The 17,249-nt window shown below is 48.2% G+C and carries 17 protein-coding genes and 4 pseudogenes; 7 read left to right on the plus strand and 14 right to left on the minus strand.

Annotated features, from left to right (window positions below; genetic code table 11):
• The first annotated feature begins 230 nt into the window (after window positions 1-230).
• Window positions 231-1,550, plus strand: coding sequence for an RNA polymerase factor sigma-54 (gene rpoN / locus ACWGOO_RS13725; protein WP_452484227.1), 1,320 nt, complete (start codon window positions 231-233; stop codon window positions 1,548-1,550).
• A 381-nt stretch (window positions 1,551-1,931) separates the two neighbouring features.
• Here the strand turns inward: rpoN and ACWGOO_RS13730 are convergent.
• The 5 genes and pseudogenes from ACWGOO_RS13730 to ACWGOO_RS13750 form a co-directional block, all read right to left on the minus strand.
• Window positions 1,932-3,259: pseudogene (locus ACWGOO_RS13730) on the minus strand (ABC transporter permease).
• Complete coding sequence (locus ACWGOO_RS13735) at window positions 3,252-4,154, minus strand: ABC transporter ATP-binding protein (RefSeq protein WP_452484229.1); 903 nt, start codon at window positions 4,152-4,154, stop codon at window positions 3,252-3,254. The pseudogene ACWGOO_RS13730 and the gene ACWGOO_RS13735 overlap by 8 nt, the downstream one beginning before the upstream one ends.
• Window positions 4,151-5,057, minus strand: a pseudogene (locus ACWGOO_RS13740) (ATP-binding cassette domain-containing protein). The gene ACWGOO_RS13735 and the pseudogene ACWGOO_RS13740 overlap by 4 nt, the downstream one beginning before the upstream one ends.
• Window positions 5,058-5,083: 26 nt before the next feature.
• The gene (locus ACWGOO_RS13745) at window positions 5,084-5,485 is read right to left on the minus strand and encodes a GntR family transcriptional regulator (RefSeq protein WP_452484231.1); all 402 of its coding nucleotides are present in this window, start codon (window positions 5,483-5,485) and stop codon (window positions 5,084-5,086) included.
• Between the two features lie 38 nt (window positions 5,486-5,523).
• Window positions 5,524-6,231, minus strand: coding sequence for a hypothetical protein (locus ACWGOO_RS13750; RefSeq protein ID WP_452484233.1), 708 nt, complete (start codon window positions 6,229-6,231; stop codon window positions 5,524-5,526).
• A gap of 217 nt (window positions 6,232-6,448) precedes the next feature.
• Between ACWGOO_RS13750 and ACWGOO_RS13755 the strand changes: the two genes are divergently transcribed.
• Window positions 6,449-7,708, plus strand: coding sequence for a DUF438 domain-containing protein (locus tag ACWGOO_RS13755; RefSeq protein ID WP_452484235.1), 1,260 nt, complete (start codon window positions 6,449-6,451; stop codon window positions 7,706-7,708).
• A 115-nt stretch (window positions 7,709-7,823) separates the two neighbouring features.
• Here ACWGOO_RS13755 and ACWGOO_RS13760 read toward each other — a convergent pair.
• The 3 genes and pseudogenes from ACWGOO_RS13760 to ACWGOO_RS13770 form a co-directional block, all read right to left on the minus strand.
• A pseudogene (locus ACWGOO_RS13760) lies at window positions 7,824-7,976 on the minus strand (GNAT family N-acetyltransferase); the annotation flags it as partial.
• Between the two features lie 74 nt (window positions 7,977-8,050).
• Window positions 8,051-8,800, minus strand: a complete 750-nt coding sequence (gene map, locus ACWGOO_RS13765) for a type I methionyl aminopeptidase (protein ID WP_452484237.1) — start codon at window positions 8,798-8,800, stop codon at window positions 8,051-8,053.
• A gap of 140 nt (window positions 8,801-8,940) precedes the next feature.
• The gene (locus ACWGOO_RS13770) at window positions 8,941-9,129 is read right to left on the minus strand and encodes a hypothetical protein (RefSeq protein WP_007428354.1); all 189 of its coding nucleotides are present in this window, start codon (window positions 9,127-9,129) and stop codon (window positions 8,941-8,943) included.
• A 419-nt stretch (window positions 9,130-9,548) separates the two neighbouring features.
• Here ACWGOO_RS13770 and ACWGOO_RS13775 point away from each other — a divergent pair, with 419 nt between their 5' ends.
• The 3 genes from ACWGOO_RS13775 to ACWGOO_RS13785 all read left to right on the plus strand — a co-directional run bounded on the left by ACWGOO_RS13775 (window position 9,549) and on the right by ACWGOO_RS13785 (window position 11,831).
• The gene (locus tag ACWGOO_RS13775; protein ID WP_452484240.1) at window positions 9,549-10,685 is read left to right on the plus strand and encodes an MGDG synthase family glycosyltransferase; all 1,137 of its coding nucleotides are present in this window, start codon (window positions 9,549-9,551) and stop codon (window positions 10,683-10,685) included.
• Between the two features lie 30 nt (window positions 10,686-10,715).
• The gene (locus ACWGOO_RS13780; protein ID WP_452484242.1) at window positions 10,716-10,997 is read left to right on the plus strand and encodes a transposase; all 282 of its coding nucleotides are present in this window, start codon (window positions 10,716-10,718) and stop codon (window positions 10,995-10,997) included.
• A gap of 495 nt (window positions 10,998-11,492) precedes the next feature.
• On the plus strand, window positions 11,493-11,831 hold the full coding sequence (locus tag ACWGOO_RS13785) for a DUF4870 domain-containing protein (RefSeq protein WP_452484244.1): 339 nt from the start codon (window positions 11,493-11,495) through the stop codon (window positions 11,829-11,831).
• A gap of 64 nt (window positions 11,832-11,895) precedes the next feature.
• Here ACWGOO_RS13785 and ACWGOO_RS13790 read toward each other — a convergent pair whose 3' ends face one another.
• The gene (locus tag ACWGOO_RS13790; protein ID WP_452484246.1) at window positions 11,896-12,825 is read right to left on the minus strand and encodes a sigma-70 family RNA polymerase sigma factor; all 930 of its coding nucleotides are present in this window, start codon (window positions 12,823-12,825) and stop codon (window positions 11,896-11,898) included.
• A gap of 18 nt (window positions 12,826-12,843) precedes the next feature.
• Window positions 12,844-13,287 carry a carboxymuconolactone decarboxylase family protein gene (locus tag ACWGOO_RS13795; protein ID WP_452484248.1) on the minus strand — a complete coding sequence of 148 codons (444 nt, stop codon included), beginning with the start codon at window positions 13,285-13,287 and terminating at the stop codon, window positions 12,844-12,846.
• Window positions 13,288-13,438: 151 nt separating this feature from the next.
• Between ACWGOO_RS13795 and mscL the strand changes: the two genes are divergently transcribed.
• Window positions 13,439-13,933 (plus strand): large conductance mechanosensitive channel protein MscL, encoded by a 495-nt coding sequence (gene mscL / locus ACWGOO_RS13800; protein WP_452484250.1) that lies wholly within the window; start codon window positions 13,439-13,441, stop codon window positions 13,931-13,933.
• Between the two features lie 106 nt (window positions 13,934-14,039).
• Here mscL and ACWGOO_RS13805 read toward each other — a convergent pair whose 3' ends face one another.
• Together ACWGOO_RS13805 and ACWGOO_RS13810 are read right to left on the minus strand one after the other, a co-directional pair.
• Window positions 14,040-14,741 (minus strand): histidine phosphatase family protein, encoded by a 702-nt coding sequence (locus ACWGOO_RS13805; RefSeq protein WP_452484252.1) that lies wholly within the window; start codon window positions 14,739-14,741, stop codon window positions 14,040-14,042.
• 74 nt (window positions 14,742-14,815) lie between these two features.
• Entirely contained in the window at window positions 14,816-15,109 is a 294-nt protein-coding gene (locus ACWGOO_RS13810) for a hypothetical protein (RefSeq protein ID WP_452484254.1), read from the minus strand.
• 174 nt (window positions 15,110-15,283) lie between these two features.
• Here ACWGOO_RS13810 and ACWGOO_RS13815 point away from each other — a divergent pair.
• Window positions 15,284-15,412 (plus strand): annotated as a pseudogene (locus tag ACWGOO_RS13815) (NUDIX hydrolase); the annotation flags it as partial.
• Between the two features lie 70 nt (window positions 15,413-15,482).
• Here ACWGOO_RS13815 and ACWGOO_RS13820 read toward each other — a convergent pair.
• Window positions 15,483-16,271 carry a TrmB family transcriptional regulator gene (locus ACWGOO_RS13820; protein WP_452484502.1) on the minus strand — a complete coding sequence of 263 codons (789 nt, stop codon included), beginning with the start codon at window positions 16,269-16,271 and terminating at the stop codon, window positions 15,483-15,485.
• A gap of 65 nt (window positions 16,272-16,336) precedes the next feature.
• A complete protein-coding gene (locus tag ACWGOO_RS13825) occupies window positions 16,337-17,191 on the minus strand; it encodes a zinc-ribbon domain-containing protein (protein ID WP_452484256.1) in 855 nt (284 codons plus the stop codon).
• Window positions 17,192-17,249 lie beyond the last annotated feature (58 nt).

A 17,249-nucleotide genomic window follows, 5' to 3' on the forward strand; every position in this document is an offset into this window, starting at 1 on the left:
CCCCCAGCCTGACGAGTTCTCATTTAATTAGTATAGAAGAAAAGAAGTAAATATCTACAAAAAAATCAACTGACAAGCGAAACAATAATCTGATCCCCTCGTTATTTACATATTTATCCTAATCAAATTACTTGTTTTCCAAGATCAAACTTGGCAGTATAATTGCATAAGCTTCATGAATAAGTTGGTATTGAAAGCTACGTTGTTGCCCACCAAGGAGATGACCTAAAATGATACGATACGGATTACAGCAAGAGCAAGCATTCAGGCTGGCTATGACTCCTGAATTACGACAAGCCATCACGATTCTTCAATATTCTTCAGCCGATCTAATGTCCTATCTTCATGAGCAAGCGAATGAAAATCCGATTATTGATTTGACAGAGGTCGACATGTCCATCGAAAGAATAAGTAAATCGCAAGAATATTCACCACGAAAAAACGATAATCCGGTAGATCTTTTGGATTTTGTCTCTAACCCTGCAGATAATTTATATAGACATCTCCAAGCGCAACTCGGGATGGTCAGCGGGCTATCCAAACTACAGCAGAGGATTGCAATGTTTCTTATTGGGAATTTAAATGAAAAAGGCTACCTTGAGTTGGATATAAGTACAGTTGCCGGAATACTTGACGTCCCCACCGAAGAGGTTGAAAATATACTCGCTCTGATCCAAAGCTTTGAACCGGCAGGTATCGCCGCCCGCAGCCTGGAAGAATGTCTTCTTTTACAGCTACGTTATGCCGGCAAGGTTGATGTTTACCTAGAAGAGATCGTGCGGTATCATTTGGTCAACCTTTCATGTAACCGCATACAAAAAATCGCGGATGCCCTAGGTATCGACATTCGCGAGGTACAGCAATTTACCGACCAGATACGCAAGTTGAATCCTTATCCGGGTGCGGTATTTGCCCAATATGAACACCAGTATCATATAGCAGATATCTTGGTAGAAAAATCCAAAAATAAATATCTTGTGACAATTAATGATATCACAGTTCCACGCATCGGGATTAATCCTTTTTACCAGCGTATGCTCCGGGAGCAGGCGATGGGGAAAGAGAAGCAGTTTCTTCATGAGAAGATGAATACGGCATTATGGCTCATTCATAGCCTTGAGCAACGCCGCCTGACTCTGATGCGTGTAGCCCAAGCCATTGTTGATCGACAGCGGCAATTTTTCGAGCATGGCGTTCATTACCTTAAACCGATGACCCAAAAGGAAATTGCTGAAATAACCGGCTTGCATGAATCCACGATCAGCCGGACGGTCAGTAATAAATATATACAGACGCCCCGTGGAATGTTCGAGCTCAAATATTTCTTCACCTCTGCCCTAGTGTCGAAAAACGGAGATGCCTCTTCATCGGAGAGCGCCAAAATGCATATTAAGCAGATCATCGACGACGAAGAGAAGCAAAAACCGTTTTCAGATCAGGCAATCACAGAAATGCTGGCAAAGGAAGGACTGGAGCTATCACGCAGAACGGTGGCCAAATATCGGGAAGAGCTCAGATATCCTTCTTCTAGCAGGAGAAAAATTTATTAAAGCTTCGGTGGCCATATCAGTTATAGCCCTGTCACCTTACTCAGGGGCAAGCCGTTGTGAGTATAAAGAAGCGTTGTCTCTTTGGGTCGGTATAATTGAAGTATCTTATCCAAGGCTGGTAATAGAAACTGGTCACGAATATTATGTATCTCGGGTGGCACACACTTGACGGGGACTCGATACGATCAAAAAGTAGACGACGGATTGTAATATGAAGTGTGGCACCTTGAAAAAACTGCTCAAATAGAAAAAAAGCCAGTAGTACCAAGCTTTTAAGCTTACTGGCTTTAAAAAAAGTCTCAAATAGACGATGTAAAATTCTCATTTATTATAAAATAAGTCAATTAATAGACATTACTTGCACAAATATTAAAAAAAAATCTAAATTTTATACGCCTTCATGGCCTTTCTTAACTCTTTGAATGAAGGACGCTTCCCGTACATCAGGACGCCGGTACGGTAGATTTTGGCGGCCAACCAGCCGAAAAACAGGATGGAAGCGACCAGAATAGCAAGGGACACCCAGATTTCCAACAGGGTTGCCCGTTCCAGACCAATCCGTAACAACATGACGGTCGGGGAAAAGAACGGAATGTACCCGGAGACCTTGACGAACATCGTGTCAGATGCGGCGATGTTGAAGATGCCGATATAAAAGGCTGCCAGTGACAGTATGGTAATCGGCATAATCGCCTGACCCAACTCTTCCGTACGGCTAACAATAGAGCCGACAGCGGCGAACAATACCGCGTACAGGAAGTAACCCAGGATGTAGAAAACCAGGCCATAGCTAAGCACTGAGGTATTCAACTGCGACAAATCCAGCCCGGCCGATCTGAGGATCACGCTGTTATGCGGCAGCATGAGGTTCGCACTCACCACAGCGGCAAAAACAGCAATTTGCAGCAGGCCCACCAGAAAGATACCCATGATTTTCCCAAACATCTGGGTCAATGGCGATACGCTCGTGATGAGAATTTCCATGATGCGCGAGCTTTTTTCCGAAGTCACTTCTGAGGCAATCATATTACCCGTCATCATCGACGAGGTGAAAAACAAAATCATGAGTACATAGACCAATCCATAGTTAATCATGGAAGTTTCTTTGTCCTCTGTTCCGGCAGCACGCCCTGCCTCAGAGGGACTGTTCACTTCTCGACTGTCCACGGTAACAGGCGTGCTAATTTCACGGACTTGCTCACGGGTCAAGGTATTTCCGCCGATCATGGTATTGACCTTTGCCTCCTGAAGTCCGGTTTGCAGCAATGTGATTACAGCCGGGGACGGCTCTTTTTCAACCGATACGTACTCTACCTTGGGAAAAGTTTCTCCCTTTGCGGTAGGCTGCGCAAACTCCACATAGCCTTGCAGCTCCCCTTCTTTCAAAGCTTGCTGCATTGCTGGAGCTTGTGCGTTGTCATAACGCACCCAGGTAGCTGCCGGGTTGGACTGAGCCTTCGTAAATTGCTCCAGCTGATTCGCGATCTCGGTTCGGCTTCCAGCGATCAGTCCCAGACGATGATGCTCAGCAGCGGATTTACCGGCCCCCCCTGCACCACCCATTCCTTCTCCCTTAAACAAAGAAATCAGATACGGCAGATTCATGCCAATCGTAATGAGCAATGCCAGTACCAGCGTTGTAATGACAAAGATTTGGTTCTCGCCTTCTGGCGAAACGTAAAACCGATAACCGTACCCAGTCTATTCATGAGAATCACCGACCTCTCGTATGAAAATTTCATTCAGCGTAGGCTCTTTAATTTCAAAATGCTCTACATCCGTTTGTTCCAACGCCGTTTGTAAAATCAACTTGGCCGCATCCGGCTGTTCAATATGCAGCATCCAGCCCCGGTCCATACGCTCCACACGGCGCACGCCGGGCAGTTGTTCCAGTCCGTTCACTTCGCCAGTCGTGATAAGACGAACTTTTTCACGCGGGTAGCGGCCTTTAATCTCCTGCACACTTCCTTGCACAACCGTATTGGAACGATGCAAAATCGTAATATGACGGCACAGCTCCTCCACATGCTCCATGCGGTGGGTTGAGAATAAAATTGCAGCCCCGTCGTCCCGCAACTCCTTCACCGTATCCTTAAGCAGCTCGACGTTCACAGGATCAAGCCCGCTGAATGCCTCATCCAAAATGAGCAACGTCGGGCGATGCACAACGGCTGCAATAAAGCCCATTTTCTGCTGATTACCCTTGGATAACTCTTCAATCCGCTTATTGTAATATTCAGGCACGCCGAAGCGTTCCAGCCAATAGCGCAAACTTTTGTCCGCATCCTTGGCCGACATTCCGCGCAGCCTGCCCAAATAGTTAATTTGCTCGCTCACCTTTACCTTGGGATACAACCCTCGTTCCTCAGGCAAATAACCCATCGTCCGTTGAAGCTCCTTGCTATATGGCTTGCCCTCATATTGAATGCTTCCGCCATCAGGGTAAATCAGACCGAGTACCATGCGCATCGTTGTCGTTTTGCCTGCTCCATTGCCTCCCAACAATCCGTAAATCTCTCCGCCGCTCACATCCAGCGAAATTCCGTTAACCGCCGTGTGATTGCCATATTGCTTCACTACCTGCTCCAATTGCAGCATACTCATGAATCTCCAGCCCCCTTCTTATGCCAAAATCTCTTCGCCATCTGCTAATTGCCCCGCAGACCAATGCCATAAAATATCATCCAGCTCCAGACTCCGCACACGGATCGGGCGAATACCCGCCTGCTCCAATATGACGCTGGCTTCTCCGGCCGCCAACGTTACTATTCGCTGCAATCCGCCATCGCTTTCTGTCTCTATAACCCCCGGCAGCTCCGATGCCTCCTCTGGCGTCCCCTCAAACCACATCTCCTTGCCGTTTTCGAGTAGGTGGTCCTTTTCCAGCTTGCCGAGCAGCCTTCCTTCATGCATCAGGACAATATAATCGGCCAAACGCTTGATCTCGTCCATGATATGAGTCGCGATAATGACTGTCGTTTTACCGTTTTCCATACAATCCCGCAGTTCCTCCAGCATAATCTTCCATGCAAAAGGGTCCAATCCCGACGAAGGTTCGTCGAGCAGCAGCAAACGGGGATGAGGCGCCAAGGCAGCAGCCAGCTCAAACTTGCGGCGCTCTCCCTTCGACATACGCGATAATCTCGTGTGCTGCGGTACCTGAAAGCGTTCCAGCAACCGCTGGAAACGCGTTTCGTCCCAGCCCGGATACCACAACGCCCGAAAAGCCGCTGCTGCTTCTGCCGTAAGTCGATCTTCCTCACGGGTCGGTTGCTCCGGCACATATCCAACCCACTGCCGCGTATCTATAGGCATACCGTCCGGATACGCCTGACCGAACCAGCGAATCTCACCGGAATCCGGGTGAACAAGCTGGGTTAGCAGATGCAGCAGTGTGCTTTTCCCCGATCCGTTATGTCCGGCCAAAGCAATCACATATCCTGGTTCAATCGTCAAATTAATCGGCCCGATCTCCCGGTTTCCCCGCTTTTTATAGACTTGGCTCATCTCTATGATTGGTGTTTCCACGGGCTTCACTCCTTCGCTTGGACTTCATACTTTCTCTTCACCATGTCTGCGAAAAGCTCCAACAATTCCTGTTCCGTCATCTGTACCGCCATGCCTGTAGCAATCGCCGCTTCCAATGCCTCAGTCACTGCTTTAAGGCGGTAACCTGAGCGCATATCTTCCTCGACCAGAGCTACGAAGGTCCCCGTTCCCTGCCGGGTACGAAGCAAGCCCTCGTTCTCCAAATCCTGATAGACCCGCCGTACGGTAATCACACTGCAGCGGAGTGTCCCCGCAAACTCCCGTATGGAGGGAAGCAGCGTTCCCGCTGCAATCTGCCCGGTCACGATGAGTGAACGAAGCTGCTTTTCAATCTGCGCATACAGCGGTTCCGCGCTGTTCTCATCAATTTGCACCGGTATGTTCACCTGCTTATCCCTCCTTATTTATCCTTGTATACACGCTGCTAAGCCAGATCCCGCTTCATGAGCCTGCGCAGTGTCATCCGATAGGACACGAACATGCCGATAGCCCCTACCGCCAGCGCTCCCCACATCACCGGAGATAATAGCTGCCACTCCTTGCTGAAATATGCCGTCGTCGATACCAGATTCACCCCGAATATTCGAATTACAATCGCAATGATTCCGCAAATCAGCATGATCACAAGCGTTAGCCAGAAATAGGCTTTCCCTTTTTTAAGAAACTCCAAATGAATATAAATGGCGTGAATCAGCATCCCGTAACCGATCCAGGTGAGCCCAAACGATACAAAAAAGCCTGTACCTGCATATACCCAAAGCATACCTGAAAATGTAAACAGAAGGATAAAAAATACCACGCTATTCACGATAAACGCCAAAACCGCCTGTTGAATTCGGCTCATAATCACCGCACTCACCGGTATGGGCAATATGCGGAGAAAAACCAGCATGTGCGTATAGGAATCTTCCTGCAAATATTTGAAGGCACGACGGTTGTAAAAAAATCCGAGAAACGGAATCAGCAGCAGCATGACGAAATCGGCTGCCGGATTCAAGGTCAATTGCATACTTACAACAACGCTCATGGTAACACCCAGGTACATAATAAACAGTAACGTCCACAGCATTACATAAGGATTATTGCGGAAATCCTGACGAGTGATCATCCATGCCTGCTTCATAATTGTCATTTTCTTATCCTGATCCCTTCCGAGCTAAGTGTTATTACTGTATATATCTTTATACACAGTATATAAACTAACAATCAAACCTGTCAATCCCTATCCTCCACTCTGCCAAATTGTGCGTACAATCACAAAATCCCGCGAATACCTATGCTACCCTGTAAATGATAAACATTCTCATCCAAGGCGATAAACGCATTCAAACATAAAGGAGCGAACCATCATGAGCGAGCTGATCAATAACCGCGAACACACTGCACAGGAATTCACAGAACGCCAGCAAATATTAAAGGAAATTATGAAGGAACTACATGACGGGAAAAGCGTGGATGAAGTCAAAGCGCGCTTCGCTGTGGCAGTTGGCGGAGTGAGCGTGGCAGAAATTTCAGCCATGGAGCACGCCCTGATGACCGAAGAAGGAATCCCCGTGTCGGAGGTGCAGCGTCTCTGTTCCGTCCACACGTCGATATTCAAAGGCTCGATTGAGGATATTCACCGTCCTTCCGGTCCAGAGGAACAGCCGGGACATCCCGTTCATACCTTCAAGCTGGAAAATCGGGAGATTGAACGGCTGGTCAACTTCCAGCTCGCACTGCACGCAGATCAATTCCAAAAGGATGATAGCCCCAAAATCATTTACAAGTTGCTGGAGGATTTAAGTCTGCTGCTGGATATTGATAAGCACTATAGCCGTAAAGAAAATTTGGTCTTTCCTTATTTAGAACGCTATGGAATTTTCGGCCCAACCAAGGTGATGTGGGGTGTAGACGATAGTATTCGTAACGCCATCAAGGAAGCGAAGAAACTGCTCACCCAATATAATGGGAATCAAGAACTCATTGGGCAGGCGCTCACCCATATCATGACCGAAGTGAACGAAATGATATTCAAGGAAGAGAATATTTTGCTGCCGATGGCGCTGGGTAAACTGACAGAGGATGAGTGGCTCAAAATAGCGCGTGAAAGTGCAGAAATCGGGTTCTGCCTGACCGCTCCCGAGCGGGAATGGGTACCTGAGCGGGCAGAGGAGCCTGTGGAAATGGATGATCAAATGGAAGGAACATCAGGAACTCCCCAAGGCTTTGTGCGATTCGAGACGGGGATTGTGTCTGTGCAACAATTGGAACTGCTGTTGAATCATCTACCCGTCGATCTGACCTTTATAGATGAAAATGATGTCGTTCGTTATTTCTCCCATGGTAAAGAACGGGTTTTCGCCCGTACGAAGGCCGTCATTGGTCGTACCGTGCAGAATTGCCATCCGCCGCAAAGCGTGCATGTCGTCGAGAAGCTCCTGGAGGATTTTAAAGCCGGACGCAAGGATGCTGAGGATTTTTGGATACCGATCAAGGATAAATTTGTCTATATTCGCTACTTCGCGATTCGTGATTCAGAGGGAAGCTATCTGGGAACGCTGGAATTCACACAAAATATCGCGCCCATTCGTGCCCTGGAAGGACAGAAACGGATTTTATCCGAGTAATCATTATCCGCTACCAAAAGATTACTCATCGTATTCCTGTCGCCTCCAGCTAACATCAAAGGAGTCTTTCTCCACTTACATGTAGAGAAAGACTCCTTTCCATTTGTACAGTCCGCTATTTATGTTCCCACCCGTAAGCCACTATATTCAGGTTTTTGTCACCCATTTTTATAAGACGCTGCTCTACTACAAGCTTGGCTCCCAGTTGCTCATAAAAATAGCGAGCTGGATTATCTGCTAACACCCACACGATGGCAGAGTGTATGTTCTGAATAAAAAGCCTGCCAAGAGAGCTTCTTGCACATACCAGGCAAATTGGACTCCCTATGGCTGTACCGATCTTTATGCGGTCAAAATGTACGGGCCGTTCTTCGTGATTGCAATCGTATGCTCATATTGTGCGCCCCAACTGCCGTCCGCCGAGGTGATGGTCCAGCCATCATCCCCCCACAATACAGCTCCCTCCGTTCCGAGGGTAAATACCGGCTCGATGGTAATCACCATCCCTTCACGCAGCGGTAACCCCGTCCCGGCACGACCATAGTGCAATACATCCGGCGGCTCATGCATTTGACGACCAATACCGTGCCCGATCAAGGGCTTCACGATGCCGTACCGCCGCCATCCTGTCGCTTTTTCCACTGCGTGCCCAATGTCCCCCAGCATCCTGCCCGGACGGGCAACTTCAATTCCGCGTACCAGTGCCTTATGCGTTTGCCGTAGCAGCCTCGCTACCGGGCGACTGACGTTACCTACTGCATAGGTCCAGCCCCGGTCGGCCAGCCAGCCGTCCTTATTGACGACGATGTCGATGGTCACAATGTCCCCGTCATGAAGCTTCCGCTCCGAGGGAAAACCGTGGCATACTACCTCGTTGACCGAAGCGCAGGTGGCATAAGGAAAGCCCTTATAGCCTTTTTGCTCAGGCGTGGCCTCACGCTTGCTCAAAAATTGCTCTACCCACGCATCAATTTCCAGCGTGGTCATCCCCGGAAGGATACGACTCTCCAACGCACGATGGCAATCTGCCAAAATACGTCCGGCCTCTCTCATATAGCCGATTTCCTCCGGTGTCCGTATGGCTATCTCCATTGGAATCCACCTCCTTTACGCATACAAATTCACTAAACTTATCCCATTGTATGCAGAGCGGACACAAAAAAACCGTCTCCTCTGTGGATAGACGGTTTATAAAAGTCGTATTCCTATGTTTTGCGGTTCATCGAACCCTTTTAAGATACTGAAGAATTTATGCGACCGAGTTCGTTTTCCACCACCATGGTCAACTCTTCCTCATACCCTCCTGTAATCCGGTATTTTCGCACATATTCCTTTACAAATTTTTTGGGATCCTTAGGCCGGAAAATTCGAGTCATTTCCCGCAGACTTTCCTTAACTTCATTGTGACCTTTCGTTGCCATGTAACTCCCTCCCAAAACGTTGAAAATAAGTGCTCCGTTGAAGAGAATGCCGAAAAGTATTGATGTCCTTATGCAGTGAAGTAGTATGTCTAATGGAGCTTAGGTCGGGAACGCCTTATGCAAGGCATGTACCTGACACTATTATTAACCGAATTTCTATTGGCTGAATCACTATCCCATTATAACATATTCAGGTACAGCTTTCAGCTTTCCAGAAATTTTACATATAGTTTACCCAAATTTTACGTTACTCTTCATATCTGATTGGTCCTTTAACTGATGCAGGACAGTATGCTCTATTTATCGACTTTTGGAGTGTATGTGTTTGGGGTAAAATAAATAAACATACAAAGAGAATGGATGAGAACGTTCCTGAAATGAGCTACATGTGCTTATTGAATAATAGGGGGCCAGACATAATGGAAGCCGCAGCACCAAAAATTTTAATATTGTATGCCAGCTACGGAGAAGGCCATGTGCAGGCCGCCCGGGCGATTATGGACAGTTTGCGGAGGCTCGGACGCTGCGAGGTTCAGTTACTCGACCTGATGGCTGAATCCCATCCCTGGTTGAACGGTTTAACCAAATTTGTCTATATGCAAAGCTTCAAAACCATTCCCGGGCTTTACGGTTGGGTCTATAACATAACCCGTGGAATGCAGGCAAAATCAGCCTTTGGCAGTGTATTGCATTCCTTTGGGATGCGCCAGCTCGCGCTCACTCTGGAAAAGGAACAGCCCGACCTTGTCATACATACGTTCCCGCAGCTCGCTCTTCCGGCGTTACGACGAAAATTAGGGATAAAGCTGCCCATTGTGAACGTGGTTACAGACTTTGATCTGCACGGGCGCTGGCTGCATCCCGATATCGACCGCTACTATGTGGCAACCGAGGATATACAGCAGGAAGCCGCACAGCGGGGGATCTCTCCCGAACGGATTGTCGCCACAGGGATTCCGATTCATGCTTCGTTTTATAAAAGGTTTGCTGAGGATGATCCAATTCCTCCGTCAGATCCGGGAACTACAACACTGCTTATCATGGCAGGTGCTTATGGCGTAATGTCCGGCATATTGGACATTTGTCGGCAATTGAACCGTCTACCGCAGCTGCGGCTACTAATCGTCTGCGGACGTAATCCGCAGCTAAAAGCCAAGCTGGATGCGCTGTATGCAGACCACCCTGGTATCCGCATCTTCGGATTCATCGATTATGTTCCCGCGCTTATGCGCGTAAGCGATATGGTCATTACCAAGCCCGGCGGCATCACTCTCTCGGAAAGCATCGCCTCCAGATTGCCCATCCTTGTGTTCAAGCCTGTGCCCGGTCAGGAGCTGAATAACGCCCTGTATCTGGAGCAAAAAGGAGCCGCCCGCATTGCCCGTAATACGCAAGAGCTGATTCAACATTGCGTCGATCTGATCTCCAATCCCTCTCTTGCTATAGGAATGAAACAGTCGATTAAGCAACTGCGCAAACCTCATCCCTCAGACCGGATTGCCGAGGATATTTTGCACCAGCTTGTGGATAAAACCCCTTCCATACGGACAAATTAGCAAAGAATAAGCCAGACGGAGGGGATACCAATGGAACGCAAAGGAAAAGATATGCTCCCGCTAACGGGTGAGAAGGTAGAAGTAGACGGTATTTATGTCGATGAGGACGGACATGAGCAGCATTTACATCGGGGACAGCATTTTCCCTCTGATGTTGTTTTAGGCGATTCCGAGTGGAAAATGACCGAATACGCCTTTGACAATCATCATGACGGACGTACCGATGAACGACTTGTCCCCAAAGAGGATGATGAGAATAAAAAGGGTAAAATTACACATCCACGCCGCCGTTTACAACGCGGAGACCGTTAACATGGGAAAGAAAGTATCTGAATGAAATATCCACAGGGTAAGTATATCTTGTTGATATATTGTGCAAAATTTGTGCATAAAGCGTGGATATATCCTATGCTGTCTACAACTTGTGCACAAATTGTGTATAACAACTGTTTTTGTCGTGGATAAACATTATGAATCAGTGGATAAGTTGCGTACAACATGTGCAAAAACTGTGGATAACGTCGAAGAAGGCTGAGCGAAACCTACTCGTTCAGCTTTTTTCGTGTTTTTATTCACATCTTGTATAAACCGAACTTGAAAGTTTCTATCGTGCAACTGCATAGCCGGATGGTGCTTCGCTTGTACAGCACCGTTCCGCCTACTCGGTTTTCTATGTTCATTTTTCAGTTCGGCTTATATAGCTTGAACTTTTTCTACAGGGGTTGGCATAACCTTCATTACCGTCCTCATACCCTATATAGTACGGAGCCTACGCATGACTAACTTATAAAGGGGGATTTGCCTTACATGTCAGTCTATAAGTCTTCCACAGGAATGGATGAAAATATAGCGGCTGTCCTGTGCTACCTGTTCGCATTCCTTGGTGCACTGGCCTTCGTGTTGATGGAAAAGAAAAGCCGGTTCGTCCTGTTTCATGCGCTTCAATCCATTTTTCTGTTCGTAGCCCTCATGATCGGGCATGTACTCGCAGGACTCATTCCGCTGCTCGGCCCACCACTCGCTTCCCTGCTAACGCTGGCAGGCATCGCATTATGGATCGTCCTGATCATTCGTGCTGGACAAGGCAAGTGGCTCAAGCTTCCTTGGGTGGGTGATTTAGCCCTCCATCAAGCCCGGCAGTTGTGAAAATATCAAAAACTTTGTTCCTGAGAAAGAATCAAGGTTTTTGTAACTTGTCGGCTTTTTCTGATCATACCCGAATATGCCCCAGCTTATCTGGATTGATCATCAAGTAAAAATCCTGAATATGCTCCCCGTCCGCTGCCAGGTTGATGCATAAGACTTCCCTCACTGTACCTTCTTTCAAGAATGCGAGCTGTACCTCACCATTGATAACGGTGCGGACCAGCTCTCTCTCCCTTAACACGGTTAATACTCGACGAGAGGTCAGCAGAGCGAGGACGCCTTTGCGCACAACCATAGGTCTCATCACCGTATGCACATTACCTCCGCCATCAGCCACAAATACGGGCTGCTCAGCCAGTAGCTCCAGCATAGCGCTAACATCGTAGGCGAGAAAGGCGGCTGTAAAACGTTCCAGTACCTTTATTCTGGAAGGACTCATTATATTGCTGCTTACCGGATCGGCAAGGGCAAATTCCTCGGAAGCGAGAATACGGCGGGAGCGACTGAACAGTTGACGACAATTACTCTCTGTCTTTCCCAGTAATTCCGAGATCTCTTTATAGTCATATTGAAAAGCTTCCCTGAGCACAAAAACAGCTCGTTCCATCGGCTTGAGCTGCTCCAGCAGAACCAGAAAAGCGTAAGAAATCATATCCTTACGCTCCAACCAATCCGCTGGAATATCTGCACTCTCACCTAAGGGCTCCGGCAGCCACTGTCCAACATACGTCTCTCTTTGCTTGCGCGCAGAGTTCAGAAGATTCAGACACCGATTCATCGTCATTTTGGCTACATAGGCTTTGGGATTCTGTAAGTCATCCAGGGGCTTTTTCTTCAACTCGACAAAGCAGTCTTGAACAACATCCTCGGCATCCGTCACTGTCCCAAGCATTCGATAAGCAATGGCAAAAGAATATTTACGATATTTTCGATATAGCTCCTCCAGACTTAACGCTGCCGAGTCTTGTCCAATTCCTTCTTCTTTGTCAGTCAAAGTATGCCCTCCTGTCGATTAAAGACTGCCCGGATACATCCCTGTTGCAATGGCAATCCGGTTCCAGCTGTTAATAACGTTAACTGCCATGATTAAATCCACATATTCTTCCTCGGTAAAATGTTCTCTGACCCGATTATACAAATCCGTAGGTACCCCTTGTTCAGAAATGCGTGCAACCGCTTCAGCTAATTCAAGCATAGCACGTTCTTTTTCCGTGAACAAAGGAACTTCCCGCCATAGGGCCAACTGCAAAATGTGATCACCATAGTCCCCCAGCTTCAGTAGATCCTTGGCATGCATGTCCAAGCAATAGGAACATCCATTCATTTGGGATACTCTAATTTTCAGTAGTTCGTACAGCACCTTGTCTGTAAAACGACCGGAAATATATTTTTCCATCTCCATCATAGTCTTAAACGTACTTGGGCTCACTGCTCTGTAATTCAATCTTAAACTCACGATACATCGCCTCCATCATTGGTTTACACTTAGAAGACAAATGAACCTGTGGATTTGTGACAAAGTGCAATACATCAATTTGGAATTGCCCTCCGCTGACGTAGCATGTATTATAAATAAATAATTTTATGTAAAGAAGGTGAGCACTCACATGAGCGGAAAAGGTTTTATTAATGAGTTTAAAGAATTTGCTGTACGGGGGAACGTGATCGATCTCGCGGTCGGTGTTATTATCGGTGGAGCGTTTGGCAAGATTGTCACTTCTGTAGTAAACGATATTATTATGCCTCCGATTGGTAAGCTTCTGGGCGGCATGAATTTTCCGGACTTATACGTAGCTTTAAGAACTGCCGATCCTTTAAATGCTGACGGTACACGCATGACTTTGGCACAGGCCAAAGAAGCGGGAATCGCAGTTCTTGCTTACGGTCAGTTTATTAACGTCCTGCTCGACTTCCTGATCGTGGCCTTCTGCGTATTCCTGCTGGTCAAAGGGATTAACATGCTGAAGCGTAAAGAGGAAGAAAAACCTCCTCAAGAAAAAACGATCAAGGAATGCCCGCATTGCCTGTCTGAAATTCCTGTAGCTGCTACCCGTTGCGCACATTGCACTTCCAAGCTGGAAGGTTATGTAGAAGCACGCTAAATGGTTTAGCAGGAAGCAGTCGACCAGGAAAAACGCATATGACTGACAAAAAGCGGCTCAGACAATGCAACGTCTAAGCCGCTTTCATATTGTATTGAAGGCTTGATCAGCTAAAATTGGTGATAATGCCACGGGGCCTGACGGGCAATCCCTCTGCGTATAGATGGGAAACGTCACCGAAGCCGATGCAACGTGGAGTCGCCCACTCCTTGGAACGCTCATCAAACAAAATGGTGGTTACGGAGCTAGGCGGCATCCAGAAACCGGACCAGACCAGGGCCAGTGGCAGCTCCAACAGATGGGCAAGCCAAGTCAGTCCGAAGCCGCCATGGCAAAATACAGCCACCCGGTCTTCGGTATGCTTCAGAATCCGATATTTACCCCCAACCCGCTCAAAGCCTTGGCGCTTCAAGAATTCATCGGAATGAAGCTTTAGCTGCTCGAACGTCTCAGGACTTTGTGTTCCCTGATAATAGGAAATCTCCTTCCAGGAGTCATGAGTCGGAAGAGGTACCTCAGAGCGGATCACTTCACCTGGTAAATCCCAATGGGAGAGACGGCCATAGGGAGTTTCCTCCAGCTTCAAGCCCAGCTCCTGCGTCCAGTGCTCCACTTCATGAATCATCTCGAGAGAATCCGCGGTGTATCGCATCGTATCCAGCGCACGCCCCATAGGAGAAGCATAAATGCGGTCCAGTCCGTGACTGGAAAGCCGTTTGGCCAGTGCCTGAGCCTCCAAATGCCCTTCCGGAGTTATGGTATTGTTCGGATAATCAGGATCTGCGTGCCGAATGATATACAATCTCATATTTCTTTTCTCCGTTCCTATGAAATGACAACAGGACAGCTTATCTCATCCTATCCGTTAGCCCTCCTGATCTCTTAATGCTTATTCAGCAAGGTTTCCAGAATAGCACGTAAATCCCGATCTTCCTGATAGACTTCCTCACCCGTATCCAGCTCAATAACCCGGATATATGTATAATTCGCTCTAGCATCGACTGGCTTGAAAATCAATTCCTCCGGATTGTCTGGACGGACATCATAACCCATATTTTTGAACATATCCGTGATTTGCTCGATTCCTGGCTTGCCTCCGCTTTCCAGCATAATCAGCCCGCGCAGCTCCTTGGGTTCTTTCGGATGCATGACCCGAAAATGTACGATACATTCCATGTAAAATCGCTCCTTTCGATCGTATACCTATTTTATGGCGTAAATCTCCATGTTTCCAGCATACCCCAAGCCCCACTCCACATTCCATAACCGCCTTCATATCGTCGGGACGAAAGACACGTTATACTGTAAAATAGGCCTTTTACATCTGCTTTATAATGAGGAGGAACCACGATGGCTAGTGAGCTTCTGAACATCTATGATGATGATGAAGATAAGTCTCTTGGAACAGCTTCCCGCCAAGACGCACACGCCAAGGGATACTGGCACCATACCTTTCACTGCTGGCCGGCACGAGACACTAGGGCAAGGCTGGATACATTATATCTATATGCCGGGCTCTGATGGAACTTCCTGCTCTATAATTCTTTATTTATTCTCCAGCCGACATGTATTTACCGATAATGCCCTCATACCGCCAGCCATACCGGGTCGACAGCTCGCTGCCCATGTCATGCTCCAACTCATACAGAATCAGATCCTGGGCAAAATGATTCAACAGTAGTCCTGTCATCACCGGATGCTCGGTAATGAGCGCCTGTGTCGGGCAATTCTCTCCCCGCATGCCCAGCATGCACCAGCGCCGATCAATGACAAAAGAAAATTTTCGCCCCGCTAGTCCCTGCCCAGCCTCCTGAGACGCACGCGGCAGCCACGGTCCAAGCACGCTTTCTCCGTTATCGCAGGACCATAACAGACGTACACCCCGTTTTTCGGCTTTTTCCAGCTCTGTCCGCAGCAGTTCAGCTTCCTCACGCCACAAATCCAGCACAATCTCATGCTCCGCCCGTTCCAGCTCACGTGTCAGGCTTTCCAGCACATTCCGGTCGCCTTCCGCGTTATAAAAGGTCGGCTTGGCCGGTTCTGCTCTCGGCATTTCCTTCTCGACCGCACGCAGAGACTCCTGCAACTGTCCTTCAATCATCCGGGTCAGCTCACCCGACGGCAGCATGCTGTAACGTACAGGTTCTCCCGCACTCGCCCTGAGATATCCCTGCCCGGCCAGACGCTGCAAAGCCGCGTATACGTTGGAGCGTGATGCACCCAGACGCTTGGCGACTTCATAGCCGGAGGCCGCATTTTGCCTCGATAGCTCGACCATAACCTTGGCTTCCATTTCCGTAAATCCCAGATTCCGCAGATGATGCAGCAAACGCTCCATATGTTCTGTTCCCCCTATGCTGCCCGGCGTTCTCTCCATGTCTTGTGACAGCCTGTTCGGCTGCGTCAAATCTGTTCAGCTCCGCAACGCGGGCACCACTTGGAGCCTTTGGGCAGCTCGGCTGTGCAAATTTGGCATTTCACATTCTCGCGTACCTGCGCAACTGGAGTTGCCGGCTTCTCTGCCTCGGAGTTGTTGGCCTTCCAGTATCGGATGCGCTCGTCCAACTCCTCCTGGCGCTCCCGTTCACGTTCCAGCTCATCCAGACGGCGATACTCTTGCTCCAGCTCTTCCTGACGACGACGCTCCCACTCTTCATCGAAGGCTGCTTTTTCTTCCGGTGTAAAATCGGACACCGTATAGTTGCGCTCCAAGCTGGATGGTTCGTGTGTTTCATGCAGCTCATGCTGCTCCAGTTCATGGTGATCATACGGCTCGTGTTCTTCGTGATGGTTGTGAGCGGGCTCAGAACTCTTGGCCGGTTCTTCCTGCTTGCGCAGATCAAACGAATATACGCCCGTTGGCGCCTCTTCACGCACGGCAGCCACTTGCTTGGAAGCGGCCTGTCCCTCATTCAGCTTACGCCCACATTTCGGGCAAAAGTTCGCATCCAGCGGCACAACAGCACCACAGGTGCATAAATGAGCATTTTTCAGCTCTGCAATTCTACCACGCAGCTCGTCAATTTCATCCTGAAGCTCATCACAAGCAGTAGATAGCTGTGTCATTTCCTTTTCTGCCACCGACATATCGGATGCCCGGTAGCCTTCATAAAAAATTTGACCCATTCGCAAAAAATGAACATCCATTTCCTGCTGAATCGCTGTAATTTGTGAATTTATTTTACTAATCTCGACAGCATGCTGCGCCTTTTCTGTAGCGCGATTAGCGCCTTCCTTAATACGTTGAATCAGCTTCATCGTGATTTCCTCCCTATATCCAGCCGGATTTCCCCGTACCGTGCATATATCCCAAGTT

Source organism: Paenibacillus sp. NPDC055715, assembly GCF_053617595.1.